Source organism: Acinetobacter sp. Z1, assembly GCF_024296945.1.
In the GTDB taxonomy this organism is placed as follows: Bacteria; Pseudomonadota; Gammaproteobacteria; order Pseudomonadales; family Moraxellaceae; genus Acinetobacter; species Acinetobacter beijerinckii.
Window position 1 is genome coordinate 3,480,007 of sequence record NZ_CP101115.1, and the last position, 14,983, is coordinate 3,494,989.

Genomic DNA, 14,983 nt, shown 5'->3' on the forward strand with positions numbered 1-14,983 from the left:
ATGAACCAAAATACCAATACTGAAGATACGATTGACCTGAAAGAGCTATTCTTTGCTTTAATAGCACAATGGAAGCTTATTGCTTTATGTATTATTTTGAGTTTGGTCTGTGCACTACTTTACCTTCGTGTTACTCCAGACACTTATTCAGTAGATGCACTAGTTCAGGTAGAAGATAGTAAAGGAGCTTCGGCGGCTCTTTTAGGTGATCTATCACAGATGATCGAACAAAAGTCACCAGCACAATCTGAAATTGAAATTTTAAAGTCGCGCTTGGTTCTTGGTTCGGTGATTCAGGCACTTCATCTTGATATTAATATCTCAAGCACTGAAGACACGTTGAGTCATCGTTTAATTAACAAACAAAACTACAGCACCGAATATACGCCGAAAGCAGTGATTTTCAACGATGATGAACAGTCATTTGAAATTCAAAAATTTGATGTACCTAGCAGTTATTTAGATAAATCAATTTTATTAAAGTTTGACAGTAATAAAATAAATCTTATAGATAGTAAGACTGATGAATTAATTTTAACAGCACCTTTAAATCAACTCACTCAAATGACTAATCGATATGGTAGCTGGAATATTGGCGTATTCTCTAAGCATCAGTTAGAAACAAGCTATACAATCGTCAGAAAATCTTTACCTGCCGCAGTTGAAGCCATTAGCTCGAACTATTCTGTTGCTGAACGCGGTAAATTAACAGGAATTTTAGGATTAAATTATCAAGGTCAAGATAAAGAACATATCACTAAAGTATTAAATGCGATTTTGGCAGCCTACAGTGCCCAAAATGTGGAACGTCGCTCAGCTGAAACAGCACAAACACTCAAGTTCTTAGACGAACAACTTCCTGATCTAAAAAAACAACTCGACGATGCAGAAAGGGAATTTAATAAATTCCGTCAAAATTATAATACGGTCGATGTGACCAAAGAATCAGAGTTATATCTGACTCAAAGTATGACTTTAGAAACCAAGAAAATTGAGTTAGAACAGCAACTCGCTGATATGGCCGCTAAATACACAACTGAACATCCAGCAATGCGTGAAATCAATGCTCAGATTACTGCTTTGAATAAACAAATTACTGAGTTGAACGGCACGCTTAAACAGCTACCTGATTTGCAAAGACGATATTTACAACTTTATCGTGAAGTTGAAGTTAAAACTCAACTGTATACCGCTCTATTAAACTCATACCAACAACTTCGCATTGCCAAGGCGGGTGAAATTGGCAATGTACGAATTGTAGATACCGCGGTTGAACCTGTAGAACCAATCAAACCAAAGAAAGTATTAATCCTCATTATTGCTATTTTTTTGGGTGGTTTCTTAGGAACTCTACTTGCATTATTACGTAATATGTTACGTACAGGTGTCAAAGACTCGACTCAAATCGAAAGAGAGTTCGACCTTCCTGTATATGCCACTGTACCTCGCTCACCAATTCAAGAAACTCGTATGAGTATTTTGAAGAAAAAGAAAAATATTCCTATTCTTGCGGTTAAACATAATGATGATATTGCTGTCGAAAGTTTGAGAAGTATTCGTACCGCAATTCACTTTGCTTTAGCAAACGCAAAGAACAACATCATTATGATTGCCGGTCCAGCACCTGAAGTGGGTAAATCATTTATTTCAACCAATCTAGCGACTATTTTTGCGCAAAGTAATAAAAAAGTTCTACTAATTGATGCTGATATGCGTCGCGGCTATATGCATAAATACTTTAATCTCGATGTGAAACCTGGCTTATCTGAATTACTGAGTAATCAAGCTGATTTATCGCAAGTGATTCACCAAACCGATGTTGCTGGATTAAGCATAATTACACGTGGTAAGAATCCGACCAATCCTTCTGAAATGCTTTCATCACAACAGTTTAAGCTTTTATTGGAAAATTTAGATCAACAATACGACCATATTATTATTGATACACCACCTGTACTGGCTGTGACCGATGGTATTATTATTTCCCAATATGCAGGTGTAAATTTACTTGTCGCTCGTTATGCTAAATCACAAATTAAAGAGCTTGAGCTGAGTTTAAATCGTTTTGATCAGGCTGGTGTAAAAGTGAATGGCTTTATCCTCAACGATATTCAGCGTGCAAGTGCAGGATACGGCTATGGTTACAACTATGCTTATGCTTACAAAGCAAATAAAGAAGATTAAGCTTTATTGATCAGTATGATAAAAGCCAGATCCCAGTATCTGGCTTTTATGTATTGAAAACATAATCCATATAAAAAATACACGTATTTTTTATATGAGTTATTCATTGCTTAAGCTTAGACATGCTAAGATCATTGCCATATTTTTTATCAAAATCTCACTTTTGGACGTCTCATGAGTAAAGCTTTACCTGTCATTGTTGCAGCTGTTTTAGCGAGTGCTGCCCTTGTTCCTGTTTATTATGCTACTAAGCATCCAACTACTGAACTTGGTGCGAAAGCTGATAAAAATGCAGCGCCTGTTGCAAAAATCAGTTATGCATTAGGCTATGAGGTTGCAAAACAAACACCGCCTGAGCTAGAGACGAATGCGTTTATCACAGGTTTCCGTGATGGGCATGCCCAAAAACCAGCCGCGTATACTGAAGAAGAATTACAAGCTGCGTATATGGAATTCCAAAAAGAATTACAGCAAAAACAGATTGATGAAACTAAAAAAACTGAAACCACAAACAATACTTTCTTAACTGAAAATGCCAAAAAAGAAGGCGTTAAAACAACGGCTTCAGGCTTACAATATAAAATCATTAATGAAGGCACAGGAAAACAACCTGCTTCAACTTCAATCGTCAAAGTGCATTACAAAGGTCAACTTGCCGATGGTAAAGTATTCGACAGTTCGTATGACCGTGGTGAACCAATCGAGTTCCCGCTTAACCAAGTAATTCCAGGCTGGACTGAAGGTCTACAATTAATGAAGGAAGGCGGCAAAGCTGTATTATATATTCCATCAAATCTTGGTTATGGTGAACAAGGTGTACCAGGATCTATTCCACCAAACAGTACATTGATTTTCGATGTTGAATTAATCGCGGTTAAATAAATGATATAAGGAGAGCATAGGCTCTCCTTTATTTTGGAAGAAATGAAATAATGAAAAAACTCACTTTAATAGCAATAGCATCAATCATAGGTACAGCACACGCTGCACCGATTAGCTTAAAAAGCCCACAAAAAGATCAATTGGGATATAGTTACGGTTATTTAATGGGCAAAGGAAGTGCCGAAACACTCAAAGATTTAAATATCGAAACCTTTATACAAGGTTTACAAGAAGCGGTTAATGGTAAAGCGCCCTCTTTAACCGATGAGGAAATGGCAAAAGTACTAAACCAATATAAAAAGCGTTTAGAAGCAAAACAATTGGTTGAGTTTCAAGAACTGGCTCAAAAGAATGATCAAGTAGGTAAAAGCTTCCTAGCTGAAAATGCAAAAAAATCAGATATTACAACCACGAAGTCAGGTTTACAGTATCAGGTTTTACAACAAGGTACGGGTAAATCACCTAAAGTAACGTCTACAATCAAAGTCAATTATGAAGGCCGTCTTTTAGATGGAACTGTGTTTGATAGTTCAATTGCTCGTAATCATCCTGTTGACTTTAAGCTCAATCAAGTCATCGCAGGTTGGACAGAGGGTGTTCAAACCATGAAAGAAGGCGGCAAAAGTCGTTTCTTTATTCCGTCAACACTCGCTTATGGTGAGGTCGGTGCTGGTGATGCAATTGGTCCTAATAGTACATTGATTTTCGATATTGAATTACTTGAAGTTAAATAGTAGAAACCCTCCAAAACGGAGGGTTTTTTATTTATTAATGTTTTAAATGTCGAGGGCGGAAACCTGTTGCAAATAAGGCAATCGCATAAGCGAAAACCCCAAGCACACATAAACCAGCAACCTCAGCAATACGTAACCACTGCGAGATATCACCTTGATACCAAGTTAAACCATACCAAAGTGCCGCAATCATGGTTAAATTCGCGATCGCGTATTGGAAAGCTAACTTCTTCCAATGCGAGCCAAAACGGTAAATATTACGTTTGTGTAAATAGAAATAAAGCATACCCGCATTCACCAAAGCTGAACCTGATGATGCCAAGGCTAAAGCCATATGCTCAGCATGCCAGTCAATCAATTTGAAGAAGCCGATAAAGATCACATTTAAAATGGCATTTGCAGCGACAGCCATCAAACCAACACGGACAGGTGTTTTGGTATCTTGTTGTGCATAAAAACCGGGTGCAAATACTTTAATCAGCATGAATGAAATCACCCCAGCACTCATACATTGTAGTGCTAGCGCGGTCATTCGCGTATCTTCCACGGTAAATTCACCACGTTGAAATAAGGCTTGAATAATCGGTGTCGACAGCATAAACAGTGCAATACTTGCAGGAATACCGACCAGCATAATAATCTTAGCTGCCCAATCAATCATGCTTTTAAATTTCTCTTGATCTTGTTCTGCGTGACGCGCAGAGAGCGAAGGTAAGATCACCGTTCCAATCGCGACACCAATCAGACCTAAAGGCAACTCAGTCATACGTTCGGCACTATATAACCATGACACCGAACCATCTTGCATGAATGATGCCCAAATCGTATTCAGCAATAAATTAATTTGCGTAACAGAAACACCAAATAATGCAGGTAACATCAATTTTAAAATGCGATCTACACCTTCATGTTTAAAATCAACTTTTGGTGGGATCAGTAAATTCTTTTTCCATAACTCAGGAATCTGAATCGCCAACTGTAAAATACCCGCAACAACCACAGCCCAACCTAATGCCATAATAGGTTCAGCCATATACGGGGTTAGCCACAACGCACCTGCAATCATTGCAATATTCAGCAGTACTGGAGAAAAAGCAGGTGAAGCAAAAGAGCCATAACTATTTAAGATACTGCTCGAAAAAGCAGTTAATGACATAAACATCAAATATGGAATCGTGAGACGAAACATATCCACGGCTAAATGGAATTTTTCTGAATCGCTGTGGAATCCAGGCGCGTATAAATAAATAATCGCAGGTGCAGCAACCATCGCCACAAAGGTCAGTAATGACATCGCCGTCAGCAAACAGCCAAAAACACGACTAATCAAAATTTGAACTTCAGCATGAGTTCGACTGGTCTTATATTCTGTTAGAACAGGAATAAAAGCTTGAGAAAATGCCCCTTCAGCAAATAAGCGCCGAAAAAAGTTAGGAATACGAAAGGCAACGACGAAAGTATCGAAATCTTTACCCGCACCAAATACATTCAATAGCACGATATCGCGTACTAATCCCAAAACTCGAGATAACATCGTCATTGCACTGACAATAATAGTCGATCGCCACAATGCCATCGTATTCACCTACGGCTTATCTTTAAAAAGCGTTATTGTAATGAAACTCAAACCAGATTTCGTTGTGAAATCATAAATTCGATGAAGTTTTTTTAGCTAGCATTTGACGAAATAGTTGCCAATCAAAATGTAAACCTGGGTCAGTTTTACGTTTAGGGGCAATATCTGAGTGACCTGCAATATGATTTTGAATTTTTTCATAGCTTTGACGTAAGGTTACAACCACTTCAACCAATGCTTGATATTGTTCAATCTCGAAAGGGAGATCATCACTTCCTTCCAGCTCGATACCTATTGAATAATCATTACATTCTTGTTGTGCCAAATAACTTGAACGTCCTGCATGCCACGATCGGTCATTGAAATTTACAAATTGAATCACCTCTCCCGTACGTAAAATTAAAAGATGGGCGGAGACTTGCATACCTTCAATAGTTTGGAAATAAGGATGTAAAGACCAATCTAGTTTATTTTGAAAAAATTGCTGAATATAGCCGCCACCAAACTGAGAAGGAGGCAAACTAATGTTATGAATTACAATAAGTTGAATATCAGTATTGTTAGGACGTGCGTTAAAATTTGGTGAAGAAATTTGCGTCGCACCCAACAATTTCCCATCTTGGACCTGAGTAAATCTAGACTGTGGCATGAAGACTCGAATCGGCAATTTAATATTTATATCGTTCCATTTTGACATGCTTTATCAGGAATAATCGAGATGGAATACTTATTTTTTATGTTGAGGGTGCTAATATAAGCGCCAAGTTTTTTGGTCAAAATATACTGGAACAGGTATGAGTATTCCTCAATCTTTGCTTGAACAATCTATTCAAATCAATATTCAACAAGCATTACAGGAAGATATTGGTGACGGCGATATCACTGCCTTACTTACTCCAGAACAAGAGCAAGCTACCGCAACGATTATCACCCGTGAAGATATGGTATTGGCGGGTCAACCTTGGGTGAATGCACTCATTCAAGCATATGATAGTAATGTTCAAATTACATGGCTAAAGCAAGAGGGTGAACTTGTAGCGGCAAATGAGGCGTTTTTAAAGCTTGCAGGTTCTGCGCGTAGTTTACTGACCGTTGAGCGCCCTGCTTTGAATTTTGTACAAACCCTTTCGGCTGTGGCGACCAAAACGGCAAATTATGTCAAACAGCTAGACGGCTTACATACCAAACTACTTGATACACGCAAAACCTTACCAGGCTTACGCATCGCTCAAAAATATGCAGTCGCAGTCGGTGGTGGTCAAAATCATCGTCTAGGTCTATTTGATGCTTTCTTAATTAAAGAAAATCACATTATGGCTGCGGGTGGTATTGCCCAAGCGATTAGCAAAGCACATGACATTGCACCAGGTAAACCCGTTGAAGTAGAAGTTGAAACTTGGGACGAACTGAATCAAGCGCTTGAAGCAGGTGCTGATATTGTGATGTTGGATAATTTCAGCCAACAACAGATGATTGATGCGGTTAAACATGTCGCAGGGCGTTGCAAATTAGAAGCCTCAGGCAATATCACCATTGAAAATTTACGCGAAGTTGCAACAACTGGCGTAGATTACATTTCAATGGGTGTACTCACTAAGGATGTGAGAGCTGTGGATTTATCTATGCGTTTTAATGCTTAGACATCATCCATCTCAGTTGAATGCTTTTGAGTCGAAGTATCGATAGATGCTTCGGCTTTTTCACTCCATGCTGACTTAGCTTGTGTTAAATCTGTTGGTCTTGGATCAGCAGCCATTAAAACAAAAGTCACTGCCGTTAAAAATACGAGAAATACTTGAACCATGATTTCCGCTCCTTGTTATTTTCGATTTAAGTCACTCTATCAAACTAAAATGGGCTGAATAAGCGAGCATTGTTACAGTTTGAAAATTTGTAATGCGTCTCTGTAGATAAAAATATTGATTTGTCATGTTTATTTTTTGCTGCGTAGAGATAGATTGTCCAAGAACCGATCTTAAAGAATAAAAAATGGAATCTATTTTTGAAGCCTTGTTTTCTTTGATTTTTTCAAATCATTCTCTTTTCTCTACACATCATTTTTGAAGTCATTATCGAGAGTTAGATTCGTGGCACTGGATATTCTGTTGTATCTACTTATCGAGTGAGCCATCGGATTGATATTGAGAGCACAGAAGTTTTTATCGCTGGCTTTATTACATGGGCCGTGATTATTGCTCTAAGCGTTTATTGGTTTTTTTTCGCTGATTTGAAAATGAAAAAGCAGCCTAAAATTAAATGTAGACTGCTTTTCCGCTTATAGAAAAGTCACTTATGATCCAACAAAGCCCATATATGGATCAGAAATCGAATCCTCTTTGGTCTCGATACGACCTGCAAAACGACGACTATAACTTGGTTCATTTTCTATCGTCACCGTGAAATCGTACCATCCCCCAAATTCAGACATATCCCAACTCAGTTCTTTTTCAGTCGTAGAAGTTTCAATCACCCATGTCTTATTCGGTAAATAAGCATTCGCTTTTACAAGCAATTTTGCTGTTTGTGTTCCATCATTGCGTACTTTCAAGAACAGTTTCGGATCACATTCTTCCATACACACACGGATTTCTGGCAATGCTTCAAACTGACTTACTTGAGCAACATTACCCGTAAAGCTACGATGGAAGCCATTGGGCCCCAAAATCCATAAATCATATCGATTCTCTTTTGTTTGCCACAGATCATCCAGTTGCTTCCCTGCTTCAACCATATAACGGCGTGGGATAGCATCTAAATTCAACTTATCATAAACATGAAAGACAGCAGCATGTGTTCCTGTATTAGAGAACATCAATTTTACCGTTTTCTTTGTAGCATCTACTTTGGCACTGGTATGCAAAATATAAGGCAATGCACGAGATGGTCGAATACCAGTTTCCTGAGCTGGATAGGCTTGATTGAGTGGACGGCTGACTTGTGGCATGCCTTCTTGCGCTTTACGAATTGCATCTGCTTCGGCTTTGGTGGTTTGACCTGAAAGATTGGGTAAAGGTAAAAGATTTGGGGTTTTAAAATTAAATGCTGAGGTTAAATCGCCGCACACTGCTCGACGATATGGACTAATATTCGGTTCTTGTACGCCAAAGCATTGTTCAAGGAAACGAATCACCGAAGAATGATCAAAGGTTTGAGAGTTAACCCAACCGCCTCGACTCCACGGAGAAATCACATAAAAAGGGACACGAACACCAGGTCCATAAACCCCAACACCATTACTTACATCTTTATCAGTAAAATTGGGTTGACCTGTTGATGCTTTGGTATGTGTCGCATACTCATAAGACATTTGTTCTTTGGTCAAGGTTGATTTACCGCACACTACGCCTGATGCATCATCAATTGAAGGTGCACTTGGAGATGGGACATGATCAAAGAAGCCATCATTTTCATCAAAATTAATGATGAAAACCGTCTGACTCCAAAGTTCTGGACGTTCAGTAAGCGCATTTAAAACTTCTTGGGTATACCATGCGCCTTGCACTGGGCTAGATGGTCCAGGATGTTCACTATAGATTGCAGGCGCAACTAACCAACTGACTTGTGGAAGCTTATTTTGAGCAATATCCTCTTTAAAAGAACCGAGAAAACCACCATCAGGCATGGTATTGGCGATCCCTTTATACAACGGTTGAGCCGCATCAATTGCAGCATCATAAGCAGGACAAACTGAATTATTATTCACAGGTTTTCCAGAAAGCTCATTGGCACGGCGGTACTGTTTAAAACCTGCTAAAGGATTATCGGTAAAGTTATCTGGCATGTTTTGATAAACCTTCCAGCTCACACCAGCTTGTTGTAAACGTTCAGGATAGGTGATCCAGTCATAACCGATCGTTGAAGGACCTATCGAATCTAAATCATTGACGACGCTAGCCACATTAGCAGCCGTTGGACCATTGGTGCCCGTCCAAATAAACATACGATTTGAATTGGTTCCTGTATGCATGGCACAGTGATAGGCATCACAAATGGTAAATGCATTGGCTAAAGCAAATTGAAACTCAAGTTCTTGTTGTTTGTAATAGCCCATTGATTGCGGTTGTTTATATTGCACCCAGTTTCCCATACGACCATGATTCCATGCATACTGACCATCTGTCCAAGAATGATTTGTTCCACTGACTCGCTGCGCATTACCTCGTTTACTGTCTAAATGATAAGGATAAACTTTATTTTTATTGGCATCATATTGTTCCCAGACCTTGCGTCCTTGAGTTAATGGAATGGTGAAACGATCTCCAAACCCTCTTACACCTTTCAAAGTGCCAAAATAATTATCAAAAGAACGATTTTCTTGGGTCAAAATCACCACATGTTTTACGTCTTTAATCGTGCCCGTCTCAACTTTGGCGTCAATCGCAAGTGCTTTTTGAATGCTCATCGGAAAGCTAGTGAGTGCAGCAGTACCAAACAGGGCTTTGGTTGAATTTAATAAAAAGTCGCGACGATTCATTTTTTAATTTCCTTATTATTGTAGTTTATGGCGCACAATGAATTTTACAGTTTGATGTAGGCGGTTTTGGTGTTGGCGTAGAATTATTATTATCGCCATCACTGTCGTTACAGGCACTTAACAATAAGCAGCTACTACAAAGCAGTATTAAAAGGAAATTGCGCATTTTACTATCCGTTAAATATTCGTGCAGATAGTCAATACGATGTAAATGACAATTCGATGATGATTAGATCGCAATTTGATGACAGAAAATATAAGACAAAAAAAAAGGCGGTCTAAACATACCAGACCGCCCGCACTATCAACTGGAGATTACCAACCGAGTGCCTGCTGTTGTTTCTGAATCAATTCTGCGATTCCTTTTTCTGCAAGCTCTAACATGGCATTTGATTGCTGACGAGTAAACGGTTTCTCTTCGGCCGTTCCTTGAATTTCAATAAATTCGCCCGCTTGTGTCATCACCACATTCAAATCCGTTTGGCAATTTGAATCTTCTTCGTAACATAAATCGAGGAGCACTTCATCTTGGTACATCCCGACTGAGATGGCTGCCACGAGACCTTTTAAAGGGTCTTGTTTAATCTTTTTATTGCTCAGCAATACATTCATTGCATCGACTAAAGCCACAGCTGCGCCAGTAATCGCCGCAGTACGCGTACCGCCATCAGCTTGAATCACATCACAGTCAATCGTAATCGTGTTCTCACCCAGTTTTTTCAAATCCACCATGGCACGTAAGCTACGACCAATCAAACGTTGGATTTCCTGTGTCCGACCCGACTGTTTACCACGCGCCGCTTCACGGTCACTACGGGTATGGGTTGAGCGCGGTAACATGCCATATTCAGCAGTGACCCAGCCTTGTCCTTTTCCTTTTAAAAATCGTGGAACCGAATTATCAATACTTGCCGTACACAATACTTTGGTATGACCAAATTCAACCAGAACTGAACCTTCTGCGTAACGGGTATAGTTACGGGTGATTTTTACTTCACGTAACTGGTCTAACTCTCTTTGGTCAATACGCATAATGATTCCTTAAAACGATGGCACAAATATAATTGCACCATAGTATATCTCAATTACTCGTACTTTCCCTTTTACTTGTTGGTAAAGAGCATCGCTTGATGACTCAAACAATGCTCTAAATTGATTAAGCAGCTTTACTAAACATACTTTTCACTGCGTCGACAAAGCTATGCTTGATCGCTACTAAACGGTCAACCATATTGTCAGGTAAAGAATGAATCGCCAAACGTTTATATACACTCACAATTTGAGATCCAAACGGCGCTGTATTGTACTGTTGACCAAACTCTGCACAGACTGCACGTACTTTAGGTGCCATCTCTTGATAGCGGTTGGCAGGTACATCAGGGAACAAGTGATGTTCGATTTGATGACTCAAGTTACCACTCAAGAAGTGCATGATTTTACCGCCAGTAAAGTTTGCTGAACCACGAATCTGACGTAAGTACCATTCTGCTTTGGTTTCATTATCAATATTGTCAGTGATAATTTCAGAATCTTCTGTAAAGTGACCACAATAAATCACGGTCGATGCCCAATAGTTACGGATCAGATTGGCAACAAAGTTACCTGCTAATACTGGCAAGAACATTGGGCCCGCGATCAATGGGAACAATACATAATCTTTACCAAACTGACGTACCATCTTTTTACGTAGATTTTTTGATTCTACATACACTTCTTTCCAAGTCTTGGTGCCATCAAACAATACTTTTTCCATCTCTAGACGTTGTAAAGCAAGTAGCCATTCAAAACCCGTAGATAATACGAAACCCGTTGGTACGTTAAATAAAAAGCGGGGTTCCCACTTTTGCTCACGGCTCATACGCATCACACCATAACCGCTAATGTCATGATCCATGCCAACCACATTGGTATAGGTATGGTGCTTATAGTTATGGGTATATTTCCAGTCCTCACCAGTACACACGGTATCCCAATCATAGGTTGCACCGTTCAAGGTTGGATCGTTTAACCAGTCAAACTGACCGTGCATCACGTTGTGACCGAGTTCCATATTTTCAACGATTTTAGATACGCCTAGCATAACGGTACCCAATAACCATACAGGTGGAATCCAACCACCAAACATCAACATGCCACGTGATGCAATTTCGGTGTAGCGTACAAAGTTACGTACTTTATAAATATAATCAGAATCTTCTTTGCCAATTTTAGCCATGGTTTCAGTACGGATGGCATCAATCTTACGGCCAAACTCTTGTACTTCTTCTGGTGTTAATGCACGGCTTGTGTTACCGCCAAATTTGATTGGAGGAATTGTTTTTGTCGGATTTGCTGTCATCATGTTCATAATATTATTCTCTATCTGGTCAATATGAATTAAAGATCAATCTCAACAGGACTGACTGCTTCACTCACACACAACTTAATTTGCACATTGTTTTGGTTATCGATTTCACCTGTAAGTTGATTTTTCACTGCACCACTGATCTTGGTACAAACACAGGTATTACAAATTCCCATACGGCAACCAAAAGATGGTTTCAAACCCGCAGCTTCAGCACTGGCCAATAGGTTGCCACGGCCTTCAAACTCTTGCATGCTGCGACGGAAATTGACCGGTTGGATTTGAGCATCCACATCCATCGTCACTGGCAAGAAGCTTTCTTGCGTTAAACGGTCTAACCAACCACGTTTCGCCCAAATTTGACGTGTCGCTTTCATCAATCCTGGAGCAGCACACACATAGGTTTGACGTTGAACAGCATCGGCACACAAACGGTCCAAAGTTTCTTCATCAAAATAAGCAGGTTTTTCAGCACTATCGACAATAATGTGTAGGTCAAAGTGCGCATATTCTGCTGCCAGTGTTTCCAATTCAGTACGGAACGCTGGATCACGTGAGTAATAAATCAATGTCACAGGTTGATTCGAACGTGCTAATGCCTGTTTCGCAATCGGAATAATCGGCGTAATACCACTACCCGCAGATACCAAAAGAATCGGTTGTTTACCTTCTTCTGTATCAAAGTCTTTTAGCGTAAATTCGCCCATCGCCTGAGTAATTTCAATCACATCACCAGCACGTGCGCTGTTGGCTAAATAATTAGATACTCGACCTTGTTTTTTGATACCTAATACCAATTTGTCGTGACTTGGTGAACTCACCAAGCTATACGCTCGTTGATGCTGCACACCATCAATACGAACCGTCACCATCACAAATTGACCAGGCTGATAGGTTGTAAATTTATTGTTACTGCTTAAAGTGACCTTGATCATTTCATCGGCAATAGGCTCAATCGCTTCGATTTTTGCCATAATGCGACGCAAAGTCCACATCGGGTTAACCTTTGCAAGGATAAAATCAACAAAATCTTCTCGAATCCAATGTGGCTGATAACTTAACTGTGCGCTCATACGTTCCTCGTTTTGTATCTGGCTATTTATTTTGAGTGAACAAATGTTCATGTAGTGAACATGTGTACACTATATTTATTTGTGTTCACTGAGTCAACACTTGTACACTTATTTTTTTGAATATTTTTTGTTCTTTCCTATAAACATTTCAATTTTCTTGAAAATTGATCACGATCTAGCATTTATTATTTTTTAAAAAAACGATTTATTTTGCTAAAACCACAAATGCATATGATTTAGCAATGGATAAAAGCTAAAAAAATCATGTTTTTTTTGCTAGACTCTAGCGTACGGTTTTAATGGATCTTATTCATGTCGATTAGAGATGAACGAAAACAACAGAGTCGACAGGCTTTACTTGATGCAGCACTTCATCTCAGTACATCTGGGCGCTCATTTAGTAGTATTAGTTTGCGTGAAGTTGCGCGAGAAGTTGGTTTAGTACCAACGGCGTTTTATCGTCATTTCCAAGATATGGACACTTTAGGTCAAGAACTGGTTGATCAAGTTTCTTTGCATTTAAAAAGTCTGATTCATCAGTTAGGACAAAGCTATTTAAAGCACAGCGGATCTGCTAAAACTCGTACCAGTATTGAATTGTTTGTACAAGCTGTGAATCATAGCCCACAACAATGGCAATTTATGATTTCTGAACGTTGGGGTGGTTCTGAAACCGTACGAATTGCGATTGCACGCGAAATCGAATTTTTGATTGAAGATCTTGCTATCGACCTTTGCAAATTGGATACGTTTAAACACATTCAAGAAGCCAAAGATTTGCAAGTGTTATCCACGATCTTAATTAATATGTCTTTTACTTGGGCAATGACATGGATCAACTTACCGAAACAATTCACCATTGATCACCTGTTAGAACAGCAAAATTTGTTTATTGATAATGCAGCGACTCAAGTGCGCTTGTTATTCCGTGGCATCTCAAATTGGGAACCACAAAACGCCTGATCCTATCCAAGCGAAAGTTTGATATATAAAAGCATTGCTTAGCGTTAGTATTCATTAAACACTAATGCAAATACCGTTTAGAACACTATGAGGAGCTTACAAGCATCATGAATCCTGATCGTCATACTCAGTTCTTAATCCGTAAAGAAAAAATTTTGCAGGTTGCGGAAAAGCTATTATTAGAAAACAACCAAGAAATGACCTTAGATGAACTGGTTGCCGAGCTAGATATTGCTAAAGGTACGCTATACAAACATTTCCGTAGTAAAAATGAATTATTGCTAGAACTGATCATTCAAAACGAAAAAGAAATTTTAAAAATTTCAGAAAACTACAACACTGATGTCAAAGAATATGCACCGCGTTATATGCTCTATCATTTAACTTCACCGAGTCGCACGATTCTGCTGCATCAGTTAGAAGAACATTTAACGATGACGGAATCGAAGTTAAAACATTTGTTCGATGAGTTATATGCTATTCGTCAACAACGTATTGTTTCACTGAAAGAAATGACTGAGAAATATTTAAAATCACAGAATTATGATATGTCGATTCGTGATTATCTTTCTTATATTTGGTCACTCACTTACGGCGCGGCTTTATTATTAAATTCAAGCTATTATCAACGTTCGATTGGTTCACGTGAGAAATTGATTAATCTATATGTGAATCAGGCCTTATCGTTGCCAACACAAAAAGTTCAAATTGATCTGAAAGACTTTCAAATGGATCAACCATAAATAAAAAGGA

Annotated in this window: 13 protein-coding genes; 6 read left to right on the forward strand and 7 right to left on the reverse strand. The window is 39.0% G+C overall.

Annotated elements, in window-relative coordinates:
• The 3 genes from NGC85_RS16515 (at nt 1) to NGC85_RS16525 (ending at nt 3,800) form a co-directional block, all read left to right on the forward strand.
• On the forward strand, nt 1-2,184 hold the full coding sequence (locus NGC85_RS16515; RefSeq protein WP_254804390.1) for a polysaccharide biosynthesis tyrosine autokinase: 2,184 nt from the start codon (nt 1-3) through the stop codon (nt 2,182-2,184).
• Between the two features lie 174 nt (nt 2,185-2,358).
• Nucleotides 2,359-3,066 (forward strand): FKBP-type peptidyl-prolyl cis-trans isomerase, encoded by a 708-nt coding sequence (locus tag NGC85_RS16520; protein ID WP_254804391.1) that lies wholly within the window; start codon nt 2,359-2,361, stop codon nt 3,064-3,066.
• Nucleotides 3,067-3,116: 50 nt separating this feature from the next.
• The gene (locus NGC85_RS16525; RefSeq protein ID WP_254804392.1) at nt 3,117-3,800 is read left to right on the forward strand and encodes an FKBP-type peptidyl-prolyl cis-trans isomerase; all 684 of its coding nucleotides are present in this window, start codon (nt 3,117-3,119) and stop codon (nt 3,798-3,800) included.
• Between the two features lie 34 nt (nt 3,801-3,834).
• Here the strand turns inward: NGC85_RS16525 and murJ are convergent, their stop codons facing one another.
• Nucleotides 3,835-5,385, reverse strand: a complete 1,551-nt coding sequence (gene murJ, locus NGC85_RS16530; protein ID WP_254804393.1) for a murein biosynthesis integral membrane protein MurJ — start codon at nt 5,383-5,385, stop codon at nt 3,835-3,837.
• 61 nt (nt 5,386-5,446) lie between these two features.
• A complete protein-coding gene (ampD, locus tag NGC85_RS16535) occupies nt 5,447-6,025 on the reverse strand; it encodes a 1,6-anhydro-N-acetylmuramyl-L-alanine amidase AmpD (protein WP_254804394.1) in 579 nt (192 codons plus the stop codon).
• A gap of 145 nt (nt 6,026-6,170) precedes the next feature.
• Here ampD and nadC point away from each other — a divergent pair, with 145 nt between their 5' ends.
• On the forward strand, nt 6,171-7,016 hold the full coding sequence (gene nadC, locus NGC85_RS16540; RefSeq protein WP_254804395.1) for a carboxylating nicotinate-nucleotide diphosphorylase: 846 nt from the start codon (nt 6,171-6,173) through the stop codon (nt 7,014-7,016).
• On the opposite strand, the gene NGC85_RS16545 is transcribed toward nadC, so the two are convergent.
• From NGC85_RS16545 to NGC85_RS16565, 5 genes are all read right to left on the reverse strand, one after another.
• A complete protein-coding gene (locus NGC85_RS16545) occupies nt 7,013-7,180 on the reverse strand; it encodes a hypothetical protein (RefSeq protein WP_005060578.1) in 168 nt (55 codons plus the stop codon). The two genes, nadC and NGC85_RS16545, sit on opposite strands and share 4 nt — an antisense overlap.
• Before the next feature lie 486 nt (nt 7,181-7,666).
• Nucleotides 7,667-9,850: a phosphocholine-specific phospholipase C gene (locus NGC85_RS16550; protein WP_254804396.1), complete on the reverse strand. Its 2,184-nt coding sequence runs from the start codon at nt 9,848-9,850 to the stop codon at nt 7,667-7,669.
• A gap of 315 nt (nt 9,851-10,165) precedes the next feature.
• Nucleotides 10,166-10,882 (reverse strand): ribonuclease PH, encoded by a 717-nt coding sequence (rph, locus tag NGC85_RS16555; RefSeq protein ID WP_005060574.1) that lies wholly within the window; start codon nt 10,880-10,882, stop codon nt 10,166-10,168.
• A 124-nt stretch (nt 10,883-11,006) separates the two neighbouring features.
• Nucleotides 11,007-12,197: an acyl-CoA desaturase gene (locus NGC85_RS16560; protein WP_254804397.1), complete on the reverse strand. Its 1,191-nt coding sequence runs from the start codon at nt 12,195-12,197 to the stop codon at nt 11,007-11,009.
• 29 nt (nt 12,198-12,226) lie between these two features.
• Entirely contained in the window at nt 12,227-13,267 is a 1,041-nt protein-coding gene (locus tag NGC85_RS16565; RefSeq protein ID WP_005060569.1) for a ferredoxin reductase, read from the reverse strand.
• A gap of 312 nt (nt 13,268-13,579) precedes the next feature.
• On the opposite strand from NGC85_RS16565, the gene NGC85_RS16570 reads away from it, so the two are divergent.
• Nucleotides 13,580-14,230, forward strand: a complete 651-nt coding sequence (locus NGC85_RS16570; RefSeq protein ID WP_005060567.1) for a TetR family transcriptional regulator — start codon at nt 13,580-13,582, stop codon at nt 14,228-14,230.
• Between the two features lie 107 nt (nt 14,231-14,337).
• Nucleotides 14,338-14,973, forward strand: a complete 636-nt coding sequence (locus NGC85_RS16575) for a TetR/AcrR family transcriptional regulator (RefSeq protein ID WP_169108792.1) — start codon at nt 14,338-14,340, stop codon at nt 14,971-14,973.
• Nucleotides 14,974-14,983: the final 10 nt, after the last annotated feature.

Excerpts from the sequence above, each read along its gene's own strand:
- NGC85_RS16515 (WP_254804390.1), top strand. The coding sequence starts at position 1 with ATGAACCAAAATACCAATACTGAAGATACGATTGACCTGAAAGAGCTA.
- NGC85_RS16520 (WP_254804391.1), top strand. The coding sequence starts at position 2,359 with ATGAGTAAAGCTTTACCTGTCATTGTTGCAGCTGTTTTAGCGAGTGCT.
- NGC85_RS16525 (WP_254804392.1), top strand. The coding sequence starts at position 3,117 with ATGAAAAAACTCACTTTAATAGCAATAGCATCAATCATAGGTACAGCA.
- ampD (WP_254804394.1), bottom strand. The coding sequence starts at position 6,025 with ATGCCACAGTCTAGATTTACTCAGGTCCAAGATGGGAAATTGTTGGGT.
- nadC (WP_254804395.1), top strand. The coding sequence starts at position 6,171 with ATGAGTATTCCTCAATCTTTGCTTGAACAATCTATTCAAATCAATATT.
- NGC85_RS16545 (WP_005060578.1), bottom strand. The coding sequence starts at position 7,180 with ATGGTTCAAGTATTTCTCGTATTTTTAACGGCAGTGACTTTTGTTTTA.
- NGC85_RS16550 (WP_254804396.1), bottom strand. The coding sequence starts at position 9,850 with ATGAATCGTCGCGACTTTTTATTAAATTCAACCAAAGCCCTGTTTGGT.
- rph (WP_005060574.1), bottom strand. The coding sequence starts at position 10,882 with ATGCGTATTGACCAAAGAGAGTTAGACCAGTTACGTGAAGTAAAAATC.
- NGC85_RS16560 (WP_254804397.1), bottom strand. The coding sequence starts at position 12,197 with ATGAACATGATGACAGCAAATCCGACAAAAACAATTCCTCCAATCAAA.
- NGC85_RS16565 (WP_005060569.1), bottom strand. The coding sequence starts at position 13,267 with ATGAGCGCACAGTTAAGTTATCAGCCACATTGGATTCGAGAAGATTTT.
- NGC85_RS16570 (WP_005060567.1), top strand. The coding sequence starts at position 13,580 with ATGTCGATTAGAGATGAACGAAAACAACAGAGTCGACAGGCTTTACTT.
- NGC85_RS16575 (WP_169108792.1), top strand. The coding sequence starts at position 14,338 with ATGAATCCTGATCGTCATACTCAGTTCTTAATCCGTAAAGAAAAAATT.